Raw genomic sequence first — 16,042 nt, 5'->3', positions numbered from 1 at the left:
CCAGACCATGAAGCTCCGCCTGCAGCTTCTCCGTCGCGTCTCGGGCCTCACTCACACGCCACCCCCCTGTCGACGTTCGGCCGAACACCAAGGATGTACCCACCAACGGGCATCAGCCGTCCAAGACATGGAGTAATCATCAAACTCCGTCGGGTGATCCGGAGGGCATTCGCCGTTATTGGTCCTGCGTATCGCGTGGTTCCGCGACGACCATCACGAACCTGAGCTCCTCGTCGCCCATGTTCGCGTAGCGATGAGGGCGGTCGGCGGTGAACAGGACGGCGTCGTCCTTGGTGATGCGATGGCTCTTGCCGTACACCGTGAGCGTCAGTTCGCCGTCGAGCACCGTCAGCATCTCGCGGGTGCCCGGCGGGTGCGCGTCGCCGTCGTGGTGCTCGCCGGGCGCGAGCCGCCAGTCCCACAGTTCCATGATCATCGGCATGTCGGCGCCGACCAGCAGCCGCGCCCGCACGTCTCCCTGGTGGAAGGTGACGACGTCGGCCTTGTCGACCACCCGCACGATCGGCACGTCGCCGACCTCGACCAGCCTGGCCACGGTGACCCCGAGGGCGGAGGCGATCCTGGTGAGGGTGGAAACGCTCGGGTTCGTCCGGCCCTGCTCCACCTGGACCAGCATGCCCCTGCTCACCCCTGATCTGGCGGCCAGCGCGTCGAGAGTCAGCCCTCGGTGGGCACGCTGGGCCCGGACGTTGCTGGCGATGGCCTGGGTGATCAGCTCCTGGTCTTCCACGGGAGTGCAGTCTAGTGAATCACATTTGCAGTGTGATGTACTCTTCGCATTGTACCAACGGTTCAATGTATTGAACTGATGAGAGGAACCCCCTGGTGACGGTGATCCTGGCGACAGCCTGCGCGATGGTGTACGGCACGGCCGACTTCTTCGGCGGCCTGGCCACCCGGCGCTCCCAGGTGTTCTCGGTCGTCGTGCTCTCGCAACTCGCCGGCCTGGCGCTGATCCTCGTCCTGCTGCCCCTGCTGCCCGGCGCGGTCAGCGGCGCGGCGCTGGCGTGGGGGCTGGCCGCCGGCCTGTCGGGGGCCGTCGGGATGGTGCTGTTCTACCGGGCGCTGGCCACGGGCGTCATGTCGGTGGTCGCGCCCACGACGGCCGTCACCTCGGCGGCGCTGCCCGTGCTGTTCGGGCTGGCGGCGGGTGAGCGGCCGGAGTTCTGGGCACTGGTGGGCGTGGCGCTGGCGCTGGGCTCGGTGCTGCTGGTCAGCCAGGAGAGATCGGGCGGCGGCGCCTCGCTCGCCTCCGTGCTGACCTCGCTGGCGGCGGGGGCGGGGTTCGGCGGGTTCTTCATCCTGCTGTCCATGGCGCCGCACGAGGCGGGGTTGTGGCCGCTGGTCGGCGCCCGGCTGTGCTCGGTGGGGACGGTGGCGCTGCTGGCCCTGGTCACGCGGCGGACGCTGCGGCCCGGCGCGGGTTCGCTGCACATCATCGTGGCGGCGGGCGTCCTCGACATGGCCGCGAACGTGCTCTACCTGATGGCCCAGCAGGGCGGCCTGCTCAGCCTGGTCGCCGTGCTGGTCTCGCTCTACCCCGCGAGCACCCTGCTGCTGGCCAGGCGGGTGCTCGGGGAACGGCTGCGGGCCATCCAGGTGACGGGCGTGGCATGCGCGCTCGGCGCGGTGGCGCTGATAGCCGTCGCGCAGCCCGGTTAGTGCTAGGCGGCGCGCTGAGCGGGCAGGCGCACCGCGCCCTCTTCGCGGGCGTACTCCTCCAGCATGCCGCGCAACTGGCGGCGGCCACGGTGCAGACGGGACATCACGGTGCCGATGGGCGTCCCCATCCGCTCGGCGATCTCCTTGTAGGCGAAGCCCTCGACGTCGGCCAGGTAGACGGCCACGCGGAAGTCCTCGGGCAGGGATCGCAGGGCGTTCATCACGACGCTGTCGGGCAGCCGGTCGAGCGCCTCGGTCTCGGCCGACCGCAGGCCGGTCGAGCTGTGCGACTCGGCGGCGTGCAACTGCCAGTCCTCGATGTCTTCTGCGGCGGACAACTTGGGCGAGCGCTGCTTCTTGCGGTAGTCGTTGATGAAGTTGTTGGTGAGGATCCGGTGCAGCCACGCCTTGAGGTTCGTCCCCTCGCGGAACTGGTGGTAGGAGGTGTATGCCTTGGCCACCGTCTCCTGCACCAGGTCCTCGGCGTCGGCTGCGTTGCGGGTCAGGCGCATGGCGGAAGCGAAAAGCTGCGACGTCACGGGCACGACATCGCGCTCGAACCAGTCCTGACGCTGCTCATCGGTCATAGTGATCAAATCATTCCCCCTTGCGCTATCCCCCGTTTCGGCACAAGCCGCACTGACGGCGTCACCATCATCGCAAGTCCCAGGTAAGGGCCGCGTTAGGGGTTCCGCTTGGGCCAGTAGGGGTGTGAGTCCATCTGCTCGCGGCGTGCGTGGTCACGTCCACGGCCGGACAAGTCTCGTTATCATAACACTAACCACCCAATTTTGCCGTAATAGTGGTCAGAGTCACACTCGATGGCATATAAGACCTGCCAGCCGCAGCGTGCCCACCATGGTCGCTCTCGCACGTCGTTCCGCTGCCCCCGCGTGGGGGCGTAAACCTCTACATGGAAAGACGACCGGACACCCCCATAAGGTTCACGGGAATCTGATCGAGCTGCCATATCGGAACGACATGGCGGCGTCAGGAGGCCGGGCGGGCCGGATCGACCTCGAAGAACCTGGCGACGTCGTCCAGCATCGCGTGCGCCCCCTGGATACCCACGGCGCTCATCCATGTCAAGTCGCTGACCTCGTGCTTGTCGCCTTTGAGCCTGCCCCACAGCGGGTTTGCGACGAACTTCTCCTTCGGCCCGTCAGCCGACGGATCCGGATAGGTCGCGACGAAGATCTGGTCGGCGTCCAGGTCCGCGATCCGCTCCTGGCTCACGTCGACGGCGATGGCGTCAGGGGCGGTCGGCTGGCCCTCGGGACGCGGGAAACCCACGTCCTTCATCACCAGGCCCGAGTAGGAGTTCTCGACGTACAGGCGCGTCGTCGGCTCGCCGGCGAAACGCACGATCGAAATCGTCGGCAGCTTGCCGTCCTTGGCCTTGATGGTCTGGCCGATCTTCGCCGCCCGCGCCTCGTACTCCTTGATCCGGGCGTCGGCGAGCTGCTCCTTGCCCAGGGCCTGGCCCATGAGCCGGAGGTTCTCCTTCCAGATGGCCCCCGTGGTCTCGCTGAACACGGTCGGCGCGATCTTGGAAAGCTTGTCGTAGTCCTTCTCATGACGCACCTTGGCCGAGACGATCAGGTCGGGCTTGAGCGCCATGACCTTCTCGAGGCTGGGTTGCTCCAGCGTCCCGACGGGGGCCGCCTCCTTGCCGAACTCCGCCGCGACGGCCCCGAGGTAGTCGGGCAGCTTGGTGTCGATCGACCGGTACGTCGTGTACCCCACCACGGGGGTCTCCAGCGTGAGCACGGCGTCGACGAAGCTCTGGTCGAGCGCCACCACCCGTTTGGGCTGGGCGGGGATGACCGTCTCGCCCATGGCGTGCTTGATCGTCCTGAAGGGGGCGCTCGACGAGGGGGCGGACGCGGGCCCGGCCGACGTACCGCAGGCGGCGAGCCCCGCCACGAGGAGAACGCCGGCCAACGCGTGCAACGGTCTCATCCAACATCCCTTCAAAGAAAAGTAAGGCAACCCTAAATTAGGTTAGCCCAGCCTAAGCTGGCATACTTCACCAGGATCGACAAGACAGCGGAGGAGGACCGGTGAGCGCAACCGCCGTCGCGCCGCGCCTCCGCGACGTTCGTCACAGGCGGTTCACCGTCCTGCTCGCCCTGCTGGCCGCCGTGGGCGTGGCGGTGGTGCTGAGCATCACGATCGGCTCCAAGTCCGTGCCACTGGCCGACGCCTGGCACGCCCTGACCGCCCCCTCGGGCTCCGAGAACGACATCGTCATCCGCTCCCTGCGCATCCCGAGGACCGTCTTAGGGGTGCTCGCCGGAATCGCCCTGGGCGTGGCGGGCGCGCTGATGCAGGGCCACACCCGCAACCCGCTGGCCGACCCGGGGCTGCTCGGCGTCACGCAGGGGGCGGCGTTCGCGATGGTCGCCTCGATCATCGTGTTCGGCGCATCGAGCCTGCTGGTCTACATCTGGTTCGGCCTGGCGGGAGCGCTGGTGGCCAGCGTGGCGGTGTTCGCGCTCGGCATGGTCGGCGGCAGAGGCGGCCCGACCCCGGTCACGCTGGCGCTGGCCGGCACCGCCGTGAGCGCCTTCCTGTACGCGCTGACCTCTGCCATCGTGCTCCTCGACGAGCAGGCGATGGACGTCTTCCGCTTCTGGCAGGCGGGCTCGATCGCCGCCAGGGGCTCCGACGTGGTCTGGCAGGTGATGCCGTTCATCCTGGTGGGCCTGGTGCTCGCGATGATCAACGCGCCGGGCCTGAACGCGCTCTCCCTCGGCGAGGACGTGGCCAGGAGCCTCGGCCAGAACATCGCCATGACCCGCGCCGTCGGCGTCGCCGCCGTCACCCTGCTGTCGGGCGCGTCCGTCGCGGCCTGCGGCTCGCTGGCGTTCGTCGGCCTGATCGTGCCCCACATGGCCCGGCCGCTGTCGGGCACCGACCATCGGTGGCTGCTGCCGTACTCCGGGCTGATCGGCGCGGCGCTGCTGCTGCTCGCCGACGTGATCGGCCGGGTGGTGGCCCCGCCGGGAGAGCTGGAGGTCGGCGTCGTGCTCGCGCTGATCGGCGCGCCGTTCTTCGTCGCCCTGGTGCGCCGCAGGAAGCCGGTGCGGCTGTGATGACCACCCTCCCCCTGCGCGTCGGCGGCCTGTCCTGGCAGGTGCGCCCGCGCGGCGTCGTCATCACCGTGACGGGGCTGGCCCTGCTGGGCCTGCTCATGGCGCTGAACATGCGCATCGGCGACATCCAGATGACGCTGGCGGAGGTCGTCGCCGGCACCTTCGACCGCAACAGCGCCGCCCATTTCGTGATCATGGAACTGCGCCTGCCACGCGCGCTGACCGGCGCCCTGGTCGGGGCCGCGCTCGCGCTGTCCGGCGCGATCATCCAGTCCATCGCGCGCAACCCGCTGGCCAGCCCCGAGATCCTCGGCGTCACCTCCGGCGCCTCCGTCACGGTCGTGGCCGGCGTGGTGGCCAGCGGCAGCGCGTACGGCGGCGCCAGCGGTCTGCTGTCCACCCTCGGCATCCCCGCGCTCGCCCTGCTCGGCGGCCTCGTCGGCGCGGCCGTCGTGTACGGCCTGGCGTGGCGGCGCGGCCTGGACGGCTACCGCCTGGTGCTGGTGGGCATCGGCGTGGCGGCGGTGTTCACCAACGTCAAGTTCTGGCTGCTGACCGTCGGCGACGTCAACGACACCAGCCGCGCCATGGTCTGGATCAGCGGCTCGCTCAACGGCCGGGGCTGGGAGCACGTGACGCCCACGGCGCTCGCCCTGGCAGTGCTGGTGCCGCTGGCCCTGCTCGGCACCCGCTCGCTCAACGCCCTGCGCTTCGGCGACGACACGGTCACCTCGCTCGGCGTCCGTGTCAACACCTCCCGCGCCCTGATGATCCTGGCCGCCGTGCTGCTGGCCGCGGTGGCCACCGCCTCCGCGGGGCCCATCGCGTTCGTGGCGCTCGCCTCGCCGCAGATCGCGCTCCGGCTCGCCCGCTCGGGCCGGCCGCCGCTGCTGTGCTCGGCGATCATCGGCGGCGTGCTCACCACGGCCGCCGACCTGATCGCCAGGACCGCCTTCTCACCGATCGAACTGCCCGTCGGCATCGTCACCGCCGTCCTGGGCGCTCCGTACCTGATCCACCTGATCTGGAAGGCACGCAAATGAGGCTGCAGGCCGCCGGGGTCAAGCTCGGATACGGCGACCGCGTCGTCGTGGACGGTCTCGACCTGGGCATCGAGGCGGGCACCGTCACCACCATCATCGGCCCGAACGGCTGCGGCAAGTCCACCCTCCTGCGGGCGCTCGGCCGCCTGCTCAAGCCGCAGGGCGGCGAGGTGCTGCTGGACGGCAAACGCATCGACCGCATCCCCACCCGCGAGGTCGCCAAGATCCTCGGCGTGCTCCCCCAGGCGCCCGTCGCGCCCGAGGGGCTGACCGTGGCCGACCTGGTCGCCAGGGGCCGGCATCCGCACCAGACCTGGTACCGGCAGTGGTCCTCCGACGACGAGGGCGCGGTCGAGGCGGCACTGTCCATGACGGGCCTGGCCGACCTGGCCGAACGGCCGCTGGACGAGCTGTCGGGCGGGCAGCGGCAGCGGGCGTGGATCTCCATGGCCCTGGCCCAGGGCACGGACCTGCTGCTGCTCGACGAGCCCACGACGTTCCTGGATCTGGCGCACCAGGTCGAGGTGCTGGAGCTCGTCCGGCATCTGCACCAGGAGGCCGGTCGTACGGTCGTGATGGTCCTGCACGACCTCAACCTGGCCGCCCGCTACGCCGACCGGCTGGTGGCCATGCGCGCGGGCAAGGTGATCGCCGCGGGCACCCCGCACGAGGTGCTGACCGAGGAGCTGCTGCGCGAGGCGTTCGAGCTGGACGCCAAGATCATCGCGGATCCGGTGGCGGGGACTCCTCTGGTGGTGCCGATCGGTCCCCGTTCGCATCCCCCAGAGCATCGAGCCTGACCCGCCACAACGGCGAAGCCGCCACGGCCGCGGCGATCGCGAGCCAGCTCACGCCGGCGAAGGCCATCAGCGCGTAGGCGTTGCGCGTCACCGACTCGAACACCCCCGTCGCGAGCGCGGCCAGCGGGATCGACAGGAAGGCGATCATCCTGGCCGTGCCCAGCACCCGGCCGAGCAGACGGTCGGGCACCAGGAGCTGGCGAATGGTGGCCGTGGCCACGATCGAGGCGCCCGCAGCGGCGAACTGCCCCATCCAGGCCAGCCCGATCAGCACGGGACCACGCGCCGGGATCAAGGCCAGCATCGACAGGCCGCCCGCCGCGGTGGCCCAGCAGATCACCGGCCCGGGCGGCAGACGGCGGATCAACCGGCTGCCGAGCACCGCCCCGAGCACCGCGCCCGCCCCCTGGAAGGCGTACACGACGGCGATCTCGCCCGCGGTGAACCCGTGATAGGAGCTGAGGTAGTACACCAGGCCCGCGAGCAGCAGCCAGACGCCGAAGTTGCAGGCCATGGCGCTGAGCGCGGTGGTGAGCACGACCTTGTCGCCGCCCGTGAGGAAGCGCAGGCCCTCGCGCATGTCGGCCGGCACCGACCATCCGTGCGCCGCCGCCGCGCTCGGGGCCGTCCTGATGAGCCAGATCAGCAGCGCCGACACCAGGAACGTTCCCGCGTCGGCGTAGACCGCGACCTCGTAACCGAAGCCCACCACGAGCGCGCCCCCGACCACCGGGCCGATCATGTTCACCGCGTGCTCGCCCATGTGCACGCGCGCGTTGGCCTGCGGCAGCCGCTCCACCGCGACCAGCGACGGCAGGATCGAGCGGAAGGCCGGCTGGTACAGCGGGTCCACGCAGGCCAGCAGGAACGCCACCACGTAGATCAGCCACACCTGCCGCACCTGCGCGGTGACGAGCAGCGCGAGCAGGATCGTGATCGCCCCCGAGGCGAGGTCGCCGAGGACGAGCAGGCGGCGGCGGTCCAGCCGATCGGCCAGCACGCCGCCGAACATCCCCAGCGCCAGGTACGGCAGGTACTCCATGACGTACACGAGCCCCGTGCCGAGCGCCGAGCCGGTCAGGTCGTAGACCAGCAGCGGAAGGGCCAGCCGGTAGATCCACGTGCCGAGGCAGGAGCAGAGGAACGCGCTCAGCAGCAGCCAGTAGCGCGCCCCCATGGCTCACGCCTCGGCTAATGCCCGCCTGACATCCTCGTCGCCCGGCGCCAGTTCCGCGGCCCGCAGCAGATCCTGTCTGGCCTGCTCCCGCAGGCCGGCGGCCCGGTGCACCACGGACCTGTTGAACAGCAGTTCCGCGTTCTCCTCCAGCTTCAGCGCCTGGGTCAGGTCGTCGACTGCGGCGGCGTGGTCGCCGCGCTCGTAGGCCAGCTCGGCCCGGCTCGCCCAGGCGGCGACCAGGTCGGGGTCGAGCTCCAGCGCCTGGTCGAAGGCGATCCGCGCCTCCGGGTACTTCCGCTCGGCCATCTCGATCTGCCCGAGCACGCACAGCAGGTGGGGGTCGCGTGGCGTGAGCTCCATCCCGCGCTCCACGTCCCGTCTGGCCGCCTCGACCTCGCCCAGGGCCACGAAGATGCCGCTCCTGTTCACGTACGCGGCCACGAACTCGGGGTCGAGCTCCAGCGTGTGGTCCAGGTCGGCGCGGGCGCCCTCGACGTCCCCCGCCTCGAAGCGCAGCTCGGCGCGGTTGTAGTACGCCTCGGGGAAGGGCGGGCTGAGGCGTATGACGCTCTCGTAGTCGGCCAGGGCCTCCTCCCGGCGGCCCAGCTTGTGCAGCAGGTTGCCCCGGTCGAGGTAGTAGTCGGGGTAGCCAGGGTCGGCCTCGATGGCGCGCGTGTAGTCGGCCAGCGCCTGCTCGGCCCGACCGGCCATGGCCAGGAGCTGGGCCCTGTTGGCGTACAGCACGAGCCGGTGGATCGGGTGCTCGTCAGGCAGGTCGGCCTCGGCCAGGTCGATGGCCCTTTGCACCAGCTCCATGGCCGCTTCCCGGCGGCCTCTGCGGACCTCGACCAGGGCCCTGCCGTTGAGGTCGAACCCGAGGTGGAAGGCGCGCTCCCGGGGATCGGGCAGCAGGGAGGTGATCGTGATCGCCTCGTTGATCCAGGCCAGCGCCTGCTCGGGGTCGCGGCCGGCCGGGTCGTGGTGGCGTACGAGGGTCATGGCGGTGGCGTAGGCGATCGTGGCGCGGTGTTTGGGGTCGGTGCTGACACGCCTGGACCGGTCGTAGAGCTCGCGGGCCTCGTCCTCGCGTTCGATGGCCTCCAGAGCGGCGGCGATGCGCTGCAGCAGGTGCTGCCAGCCCTCCGGGTCGTCGTCGTAGGCCATGCCGTTCAGCGTTTCGAGCCCCGACTCCGCCATGGCGTGGTGGAAGCCCTCGTCGCGGTAGCGGTCGAAGTCGGAGCGCAGCGGCCCCGTCGCGGGCGCGGACGGGCCCTCCTGGATGCGCAGGAGCCCAGGGTCGAGCCTGCGCCGCAGCACGGCCACGAGCTCGGTGTCGGTGGGGTCGGCGGCGTCCAGGTTCGTGACGGTGACGGCCAGCGGTCCGTCATCGCGCAGATGGTCGCGGACGAACTCGGCCAGCCCGTTGGCGATCCTGAGGCTGCGCCGGGCGCCGGGGACGAGTATGCGCTGCCCTCGGGGCAGACTCTCGGCCAGCGACCGCCTGCGGGCCTGGACCACCTCGCGCAATCCGGGCGCGGCGGCCCTGATCTCGATGTCGTGCGCGGCGACCAGGTCGGGCCGGCGCTCCAGCGCCCTCGGGACGAGCTGCGCGAGAAGAGCCGCGCCGAACGTGTAGGGGCCGTCGATGCGACGGTCGGCGTCGAGGATGATCGTGTCCACCTCCAGCATGCTCCGGCGACGGCCGGCGCCCCCCGTTGAGGGACGCCGGCCGGAAACTGGTTCAGTGACCGTGCCTCGGCGCGGCCGAGGCGGTCGGCTTAACGGTTCCAGGCCGGTGAACGACGATCTTCTTCATGTGCGCCCCTTCGCGATCACTGATGACCGGAACATGTCAGCACATTGAAAACTCACATATCAACATTTATCCGGAAATGGATATTTTCGAGGCAATTACCGAACGCCCGAAACGCCCTATTCCTCGCCGAGAATCGCGTCCACGAACACCTCCGGGTCGAACGGCGCCAGATCGTCGGCCCCCTCGCCCAGCCCCGCGAGCTTGACCGGCACACCCAGCTCCCGCTGCACCGAGATCACGATGCCGCCCTTGGCGGTGCCGTCGAGCTTGGTCAGCGCGATGCCCGTGATGTTGACGACCTCGGCGAACACCTGGGCCTGGCGCATGCCGTTCTGGCCCGTGGTGGCGTCGAGGACCAGCAGGACCTCATCGACCGTGGCCTTCTTCTCGATGACCCGCTTGACCTTGCCCAACTCGTCCATCAGGCCGGTCTTGGTGTGCAGCCGGCCCGCGGTGTCGACGATCACGACGTCGACCTTCTCCTCGGTGCCCCTGGCCACGGCGTCGAAAGCCACCGAGGCGGGGTCGCCACCCTCGGGACCGCGCACGATGTCGGCCCCCACCCGCTCACCCCAGGTCTGGAGCTGGTCGGCGGCGGCGGCGCGGAAGGTGTCGGCCGCGCCGAGCACCACCTTCTTGCCGTCGCCGACGAGCACGCGGGCGAGCTTTCCCGTGGTGGTGGTCTTGCCGGTGCCGTTGACGCCCACGACGAGGACCACCGCGGGCCGCTCGCCGTGTTTGCGCACGTGGAGGGTGCGGTCGAGGTCGGGGTTGACCTGGGTCAGAAGCTGCTCGCGCAGCAGGCCGCGCACCTCCTGCGGCGTACGGCTGCCCAGCACCTTGACCTTGGTCCGCAACTCCTCGACGATCGCCCGGGTCGCCGCCACGCCGACGTCGGCGGTGATCAGGCGCTCCTCGATCTCGTCCCACACCTCGTCGTCGAGCCGGTCGCGGGAGAGCAGCTCAAGCAGCCCGCGTCCGAAGGCGCTCTGCGAACGGGCCAGCCGCGAACGCAGCCGCACCATCCGGCCCTCGGACGGGGGCGGCACCTCGACCTCGGGCTTGACCACGGCCGGCTCGGCGGGCTTGACCGGGGGCGGCAGCGTGGTGGTCGCGCCCTCGCCCTCCTCACCCGTTCCCGCCCGCTTCTCCTCCTCGGGCAGCGGGGGCGCCTGCTTCGGCTCGACCGGCGGAGGCGCCTTGCGACCCGGCCTGAACAGCAGGAAGAGACCGCCGGCCGCCAGCAGGGCGACGACGGCCACGATCACGATGACGCCGAGGTAACCATCCACAAGATGTCAGTTTTCCAGATCGACCGGCATGGTCATGCCCAAGGCCACCCCGATCACCCCCAACTCCCGCCCCCATCCCTTCGGGAAAGAAGACGAACCCCCAAGGGCCCCAAACCCCGAACAGCGGCAAACCACCCACCCCACCGTCGCGGTAACGGTCCTGATGAGAGATAACGGAGTTGCTCGTGGGTGAGCGCTCTGAGGTCTTTGGGACGGCAAACCATCCGCCCCATCGTCGTGATTACGGTCCTTGGGGGGCGAAGCCCGAGGGGCCCGGAAGGTGGGTCAGGCGGATTCGCGTTCGCGGAGTCGCTGGCTGACCACCTGGGTCACGCCGTCGCCCCGCATCGACACCCCGTAGAGCGCGTCGGCGATCTCCATCGTGCGCTTGTTGTGGGTGATGACGATCAACTGGGAGCTCTGCCGCAACTCCTCGAACAACGTCAGCAGCCGCTGCGTGTTGGTGTCGTCGAGCGCCGCCTCGACCTCGTCCATCACATAGAACGGCGACGGCCGCGCCTTGAAGATCGAGACCAGGAACGCCACGGCCGTCAGCGACCGCTCGCCACCGGACAGCAGCGACAACCGCTTGACCTTCTTGCCGGGCGGCCTGGCCTCGACCTCGATGCCGGTGGTCAGCATGTCGGCCGGCTCGGTGAGCACCAGCCGCCCGTCGCCGCCGGGGAAGACCCGGGTGAAGATCTCCTCGAACTCCCTGGCCACATCCTCGAACGCCGAGGCGAACATCTGCTCGACCCGGTCGTCGACCTCCTTGACCACGGTCAGCAGGTCGCGCCGGGTCTTCTTGAGGTCTTCGAGCTGGGAGTTGAGGAAGGCGTGCCGCTCCTCCAGCGCCGCGAACTCCTCCAGCGCCAGCGGGTTGACCTTGCCGAGCTGGTTCATCTGCCGCTCGGCCGCCTTGGCCCGCTTCTCCTGCTCCTCACGCACGTAGGGCACGGGCGGGTCGCCGGGGACCGGGGCGTCGGGGCCGTACTCGGAGATCAGGGTCTCGGTCTCGACGCCGAACTCCTCCAGCGCCCGCTGTTCCATCTGCTCCAGCCGCAGGCGCTGCTCGGTGCGGGCGACCTCGCTGCCGTGCACGCGGTTGACCAGTTTGTCGAGCTCCTGGCCGAGTTCGCGCACGCGCAGGCGCACCTGCTTGAGCTCGGCGTCGATGGCGACCCTGGCCAGGTCGGCCTCGTCGCGTTCCCTGGAGGCGAGCTGAACCGACTGGTCCAGCGCCCTGAGCACCTGCTTGGCCCCCTTGCTGACGGCCTCGGCCACGGTCGCCTGCTGCCTGCGCCTGGTGCGCTGGGCGGCTGCCTGGGCGCGTTCCTGGCGCTCGCGCCGGGCGGCCCGCAGGAGGCCGTCGGCGCGGCCTTCGATGCCCTTGACCCGCTCCTCGGCGGTGCGCACCTGCAGGCGGGTTTCCATCTCGCGCTGTCTGGCGGCCTCGCAGGCGCCGGCCAGCTCGTCGCGCAGGTCGGTGGTGGGCTCGGACTCCAGCTCTTGGGCGTATTCGGCCTCGGCCAGCCGGATCTCCAGCTCGGCCAGCTCTTCCAGGCGTTCTGTCCGGGCCTCCTCGGCCTTGGTGACGCTGCCGGCCAGCCGCTCGGCCTCGTCGCGGGCGGCGTTGGCGGCGGCCTCGAGCTGGGCCAGGCGTTTGGCGGCGGCGGCGTTGCGCTGGTCGGCCTCCCGCTGGCGGCCTCTGACCTGGTCGAGCGCCCCCTGGGCGGCGCTGACGCCGGCCTGGGCGGTGGTGACGGCAGTCTGGGCCTCGTTGACCCCGGCCTGCGCGGCTTCGAGGGCCGACTGGGCGGCCTGCTCGCCTTCGACGGCCTCGTCGAGGGCCCCCGCGGTCTCCTCGGCCCTGCCCTCGGCCTCTTCCAGGTCGCGAACGGCCTCGTCGAGCGCGGCCCGCACCTGCAGCACGGACGTGCCGCCCTCGGCGCCGCCGCTGGCCAGATGGGCACCCACCAGGTCGCCCGCCGCGGTGACGGCCCGCAGCTCCGGGCGGCGCTCGACGACCGCGCGGGCGGCGTCGAGGCCCTCGACCAGGACGTAGCCATCGAGAACGTGGTCGAGCGCCGGCCGCAGGTGGCCGGGGACCGTGACCAGGTCGGCCACCCAGCTCGCGCCCTCAGGAGCCGTCGTCCGGGCCTCGGGCGTCGCCAGATCGTCGCCCGCCACCAGCAGCGTGGCCTGCCCCGACCCCTGCGTACGCAGCAGTTCCAGGGCCTCGACGGCCGTGTCGACCGTCTTGACCGCGATCGCCTCGGCGACGGGCCCCAGCACGGCGGCCACGGCCAGCTCCGCGCCCGGCGTGACCTGCATCGTGGCGGCCAGCGGCCCGAGCACCCCGGCCAGGTCGGCGTCGAGCAGGGCCGCGCCGCCGTCGCCCTTGGCCAGGCCCAGCTCAAGCGCGTCGCGGCGGGCGGCGAGGGCGGCCACCGAGCGCTGCGCCTCCTGGTCGGCGGCGCGCGCGGTCGCGACCCCCGACTTGGCGGCCTGGGCGGCCGCGCGGGGCGCGTCGAGCGCGGACTTGGCCTCTTCCGCGGCGGCCCTGGCCTCCTCGGCCACGGCCCTGGCCTCCTCGACCACGGCCTGTGCGGTGGCCAGCTCTTCGGCCAGCGCGGGATCGACGGCGGGCTCTTCCAGCCGCCGCGTCTCCAGCTCGTCCCTGGTCTGCCGCTCGCGCTCGGAGGCGTCGGCCACGGCCTGCTGGAGCCGTCCGATCTCCTCCTCGGCGGCTCTGGCCCTGCTGCGTACGGAGTCGACCTGGCCGCGCAGCTTGGCCAGGCCCTCGCGGCGGTCGGCGGCGGCCCTGGCGGCCAGCGCGAGCCGCTGCTGCTCGGCGCTCAGCTCGGCCTCGCTCTCGGCCCGCCGCTGGATCGCCTCCTCCAGCAGTTCCTGCGCCTGCTCCAGCTCGGCCCGCAGGATGAGCTCGTGTTCGCGGACCTCGGCCGCCTCGCGTTCGAGGTCTTCCGGGTCGCGGCCACGGCGGTCGATGGCGGCGGCGTCGAGCGCGTGGCGGTGGCGTTCGGCGGCGAGTTGTTCGAGGCCGGTGATGCGCTCGCGCAGGGACGAGAGCCTGAAGTAGGTCTCCTGGGCGGCGGCCAGCCTGGGCTGCGCCTCGGCCTCCGCGCTCTCCAGGGCGCCCTCGCGCTGCTGGCCCTCGGCCAGCTCGGTCTCCACCTGGTTGCGCCTGGCCGTGATCGCGGCCTCGTCGGCGGCCTCGCGTTCCAGCGTCGCGCGCAGGATGCCCATGTCGTCGGCCATCAGCCGCAGCCGGGCGTCACGCAGGTCGGCCTGGATGACCGCGGCCTTGCGGGCGATCTCGGCCTGCCGCCCCAGGGGCTTGAGCTGGCGGCGCAGCTCGGTGGCGAGGTCTTGCACGCGCGTCAGGTTGGCCTGCATGGAGTCGAGCTTGCGCAGCGCCTTCTCCTTGCGCTTGCGGTGCTTCAGTACGCCCGCGGCCTCCTCGATGAACGCCCGCCGGTCTTCCGGCCCCGCGTGCAGGACGGCGTCGAGCTGGCCCTGCCCCACGATGACGTGCATCTCGCGGCCGATGCCCGAGTCGGACAGCAGTTCCTGGATGTCGAGCAGGCGGCAGGTGTCGCCGTTGATCGCGTATTCGCTCTGCCCCGACCTGAACATCAGCCGGCTGATCGTGACCTCGGTGTAGTCGATCGGCAGCGCGCCGTCGGTGTTGTCGATGGTCAGCGTCACCTCGGCGCGCCCGAGCGGGGGCCTGGAGGAGGTGCCGGCGAAGATGACGTCCTCCATCTTGCCGCCGCGCAGCGACTTGGCGCTGTGCTCGCCCATGACCCAGGCCAGGGCGTCGACCACGTTGGACTTGCCCGAGCCGTTGGGGCCGACGACGCAGGTGATGCCCGGCTCGAAACGCAGGGCGGTAGCGGAGGCGAAGGACTTGAAGCCGCGCAGGGTGAGGGTCTTCAAATACAAGCGCGACCCCTTTCCCCGGTGAGCGGACTTCGGAAAAGACTACTGGTCCTTGCTGCCCCAGGTGGGCATCTACAGGCCGGGGACCGCGTCTACCGGGGGGTTCGGGGGAAATAACAAGGGACGCCTCGCTGAGACGTCCCTAGGGTCTTGCGCTCCGATCACTCTCAGGTGAGTGCCGGCTCGCGCTCCTGCATGCGGCTTAGCGCCTCGTCGCGGGTTTGCGCCGCAAGAGCGTCATTCGTGGCCTGAAGTCGGATGAGTTCTGCCTCCAGATCCCGGATACGCTGCTGCAGGCGGCGCATCTCGGAGACCATTCGAGGGTCAGGACCGCCGACGTGGCCGAGTAGAGCCTTCGCCATGGTAAAGGGTCCTCCACGCTGAGTGACCAGACTGGTTCGCGCACTTCTATTCCGCGGGAGGGGTGCGCGTGGTACCTAACAAGAGTCGCACCGGCAGTGTGGGCGGTCAAGTCGAAGGAACCGCTGCGCCCTACTGATGGGCACTCCCGACATACAACTATACCCTATTTAGGCGGTTTAACGAAAGGCCCTACCGCTCTACAAACCCACCCAAACTACCTCGGGGTTCGCTCCAACGTTCCACTACTCCATCGACTCTGCCGGGCGTGTCGCAACCTCTGAGCAGCTCCAGCAGCTTGACGCACTCCGCGCGCGGTCCCTCCGCGACGATCTCCACGCGGCCGTCATCCGTGTTGCGTGCCCAGCCGACCAGGCCCAGCTCAAGGGCCCTTGCCCGGGTCCACCAGCGAAACCCCACCCCCTGGACCCTGCCCCGAACCCAGGCGGTCAGTCGGGTGATCTCCATGTTCTCCGGCATTTCCTCTCCCGTCAGCTTTCACGCCACCAGGGCGTCCTCCCCGGCCGCCGCCTCCCTGAACTCCCTGGTCACAGCGGCCAGGGCGAGCATCGACGGCGGCAGCCCGGTCACAGGGACGAAACGCACGTCTGGGCGCTTGTGACAGTCGGCCGTGGGAGTGCAGAACAGCATCCCACCCCGGTTGAGCGCCACCTGGGTCAGGCCCTCCTGGCTGGTGGCCACCGTGGCGGCCCGGGAAATCGGCCGTCCGGAAGGGGTTACGGACGGTGCCAACCGTTCACGCCACGCACGCGGAGCCGGGCCGTCCAGCCCGATCAACGGCACGGAGGC

The 16,042-nt window shown here is 70.5% G+C and carries 14 protein-coding genes; 4 read left to right on the top strand and 10 right to left on the bottom strand.

Going from position 1 to position 16,042, the window contains the following annotated elements:
- Positions 1 to 175: 175 nt before the first annotated feature.
- A complete protein-coding gene (locus ACFOY2_RS11955; RefSeq protein ID WP_379528032.1) occupies positions 176 to 751 on the bottom strand; it encodes a helix-turn-helix domain-containing protein in 576 nt (191 codons plus the stop codon).
- 95 nt (positions 752 to 846) lie between these two features.
- On the opposite strand from ACFOY2_RS11955, the gene ACFOY2_RS11950 reads away from it, so the two are divergent.
- Positions 847 to 1,683, top strand: a complete 837-nt coding sequence (locus ACFOY2_RS11950; RefSeq protein WP_379528031.1) for an EamA family transporter — start codon at positions 847 to 849, stop codon at positions 1,681 to 1,683.
- 2 nt (positions 1,684 to 1,685) lie between these two features.
- On the opposite strand, the gene ACFOY2_RS11945 is transcribed toward ACFOY2_RS11950, so the two are convergent.
- Both ACFOY2_RS11945 and ACFOY2_RS11940 read right to left on the bottom strand, forming a co-directional pair.
- Positions 1,686 to 2,270, bottom strand: coding sequence for a sigma-70 family RNA polymerase sigma factor (locus ACFOY2_RS11945; protein ID WP_379528030.1), 585 nt, complete (start codon positions 2,268 to 2,270; stop codon positions 1,686 to 1,688).
- A gap of 403 nt (positions 2,271 to 2,673) precedes the next feature.
- Complete coding sequence (locus ACFOY2_RS11940) at positions 2,674 to 3,645, bottom strand: ABC transporter substrate-binding protein (protein WP_379528029.1); 972 nt, start codon at positions 3,643 to 3,645, stop codon at positions 2,674 to 2,676.
- 101 nt (positions 3,646 to 3,746) lie between these two features.
- On the opposite strand from ACFOY2_RS11940, the gene ACFOY2_RS11935 reads away from it, so the two are divergent.
- The 3 genes from ACFOY2_RS11935 to ACFOY2_RS11925 are packed head-to-tail and all read left to right on the top strand — an operon-like array spanning position 3,747 to position 6,624.
- A complete protein-coding gene (locus ACFOY2_RS11935; RefSeq protein ID WP_379528028.1) occupies positions 3,747 to 4,781 on the top strand; it encodes a FecCD family ABC transporter permease in 1,035 nt (344 codons plus the stop codon).
- Positions 4,781 to 5,824, top strand: coding sequence for a FecCD family ABC transporter permease (locus ACFOY2_RS11930; RefSeq protein ID WP_379528027.1), 1,044 nt, complete (start codon positions 4,781 to 4,783; stop codon positions 5,822 to 5,824). Before ACFOY2_RS11935 ends, ACFOY2_RS11930 begins: the two co-directional genes overlap by 1 nt.
- Positions 5,821 to 6,624, top strand: a complete 804-nt coding sequence (locus ACFOY2_RS11925; RefSeq protein WP_379528026.1) for an ABC transporter ATP-binding protein — start codon at positions 5,821 to 5,823, stop codon at positions 6,622 to 6,624. Before ACFOY2_RS11930 ends, ACFOY2_RS11925 begins: the two co-directional genes overlap by 4 nt.
- Here ACFOY2_RS11925 and ACFOY2_RS11920 read toward each other — a convergent pair.
- From ACFOY2_RS11920 to ACFOY2_RS11890, 7 genes are all read right to left on the bottom strand, one after another.
- Positions 6,545 to 7,801, bottom strand: coding sequence for an MFS transporter (locus tag ACFOY2_RS11920; protein WP_379528025.1), 1,257 nt, complete (start codon positions 7,799 to 7,801; stop codon positions 6,545 to 6,547). The genes ACFOY2_RS11925 and ACFOY2_RS11920 overlap by 80 nt on opposite strands.
- Positions 7,802 to 7,804: 3 nt before the next feature.
- The gene (locus ACFOY2_RS11915) at positions 7,805 to 9,481 is read right to left on the bottom strand and encodes a tetratricopeptide repeat protein (RefSeq protein ID WP_379528024.1); all 1,677 of its coding nucleotides are present in this window, start codon (positions 9,479 to 9,481) and stop codon (positions 7,805 to 7,807) included.
- Between the two features lie 252 nt (positions 9,482 to 9,733).
- Complete coding sequence (ftsY, locus tag ACFOY2_RS11910) at positions 9,734 to 10,909, bottom strand: signal recognition particle-docking protein FtsY (protein ID WP_379528023.1); 1,176 nt, start codon at positions 10,907 to 10,909, stop codon at positions 9,734 to 9,736.
- Positions 10,910 to 11,194: 285 nt separating this feature from the next.
- The gene (smc, locus tag ACFOY2_RS11905; protein WP_379528022.1) at positions 11,195 to 14,875 is read right to left on the bottom strand and encodes a chromosome segregation protein SMC; all 3,681 of its coding nucleotides are present in this window, start codon (positions 14,873 to 14,875) and stop codon (positions 11,195 to 11,197) included.
- Positions 14,876 to 15,039: 164 nt separating this feature from the next.
- Complete coding sequence (locus tag ACFOY2_RS11900) at positions 15,040 to 15,234, bottom strand: hypothetical protein (protein ID WP_090938435.1); 195 nt, start codon at positions 15,232 to 15,234, stop codon at positions 15,040 to 15,042.
- Between the two features lie 190 nt (positions 15,235 to 15,424).
- Positions 15,425 to 15,700, bottom strand: coding sequence for an acylphosphatase (locus ACFOY2_RS11895; protein WP_379528300.1), 276 nt, complete (start codon positions 15,698 to 15,700; stop codon positions 15,425 to 15,427).
- A gap of 30 nt (positions 15,701 to 15,730) precedes the next feature.
- Positions 15,731 to 16,036, bottom strand: a complete 306-nt coding sequence (locus tag ACFOY2_RS11890) for a hypothetical protein (RefSeq protein WP_379528021.1) — start codon at positions 16,034 to 16,036, stop codon at positions 15,731 to 15,733.
- Between the last annotated feature and the right edge of the window lie 6 nt (positions 16,037 to 16,042).

This window comes from Nonomuraea purpurea (genome assembly GCF_042650645.1).
GTDB classification, from domain to species: Bacteria; Actinomycetota; Actinomycetes; order Streptosporangiales; family Streptosporangiaceae; genus Nonomuraea; species Nonomuraea purpurea.
The sequence above is the reverse complement of the archived record's forward strand: the minus strand, read 5'-3'. Positions and strand labels throughout refer to the sequence as shown.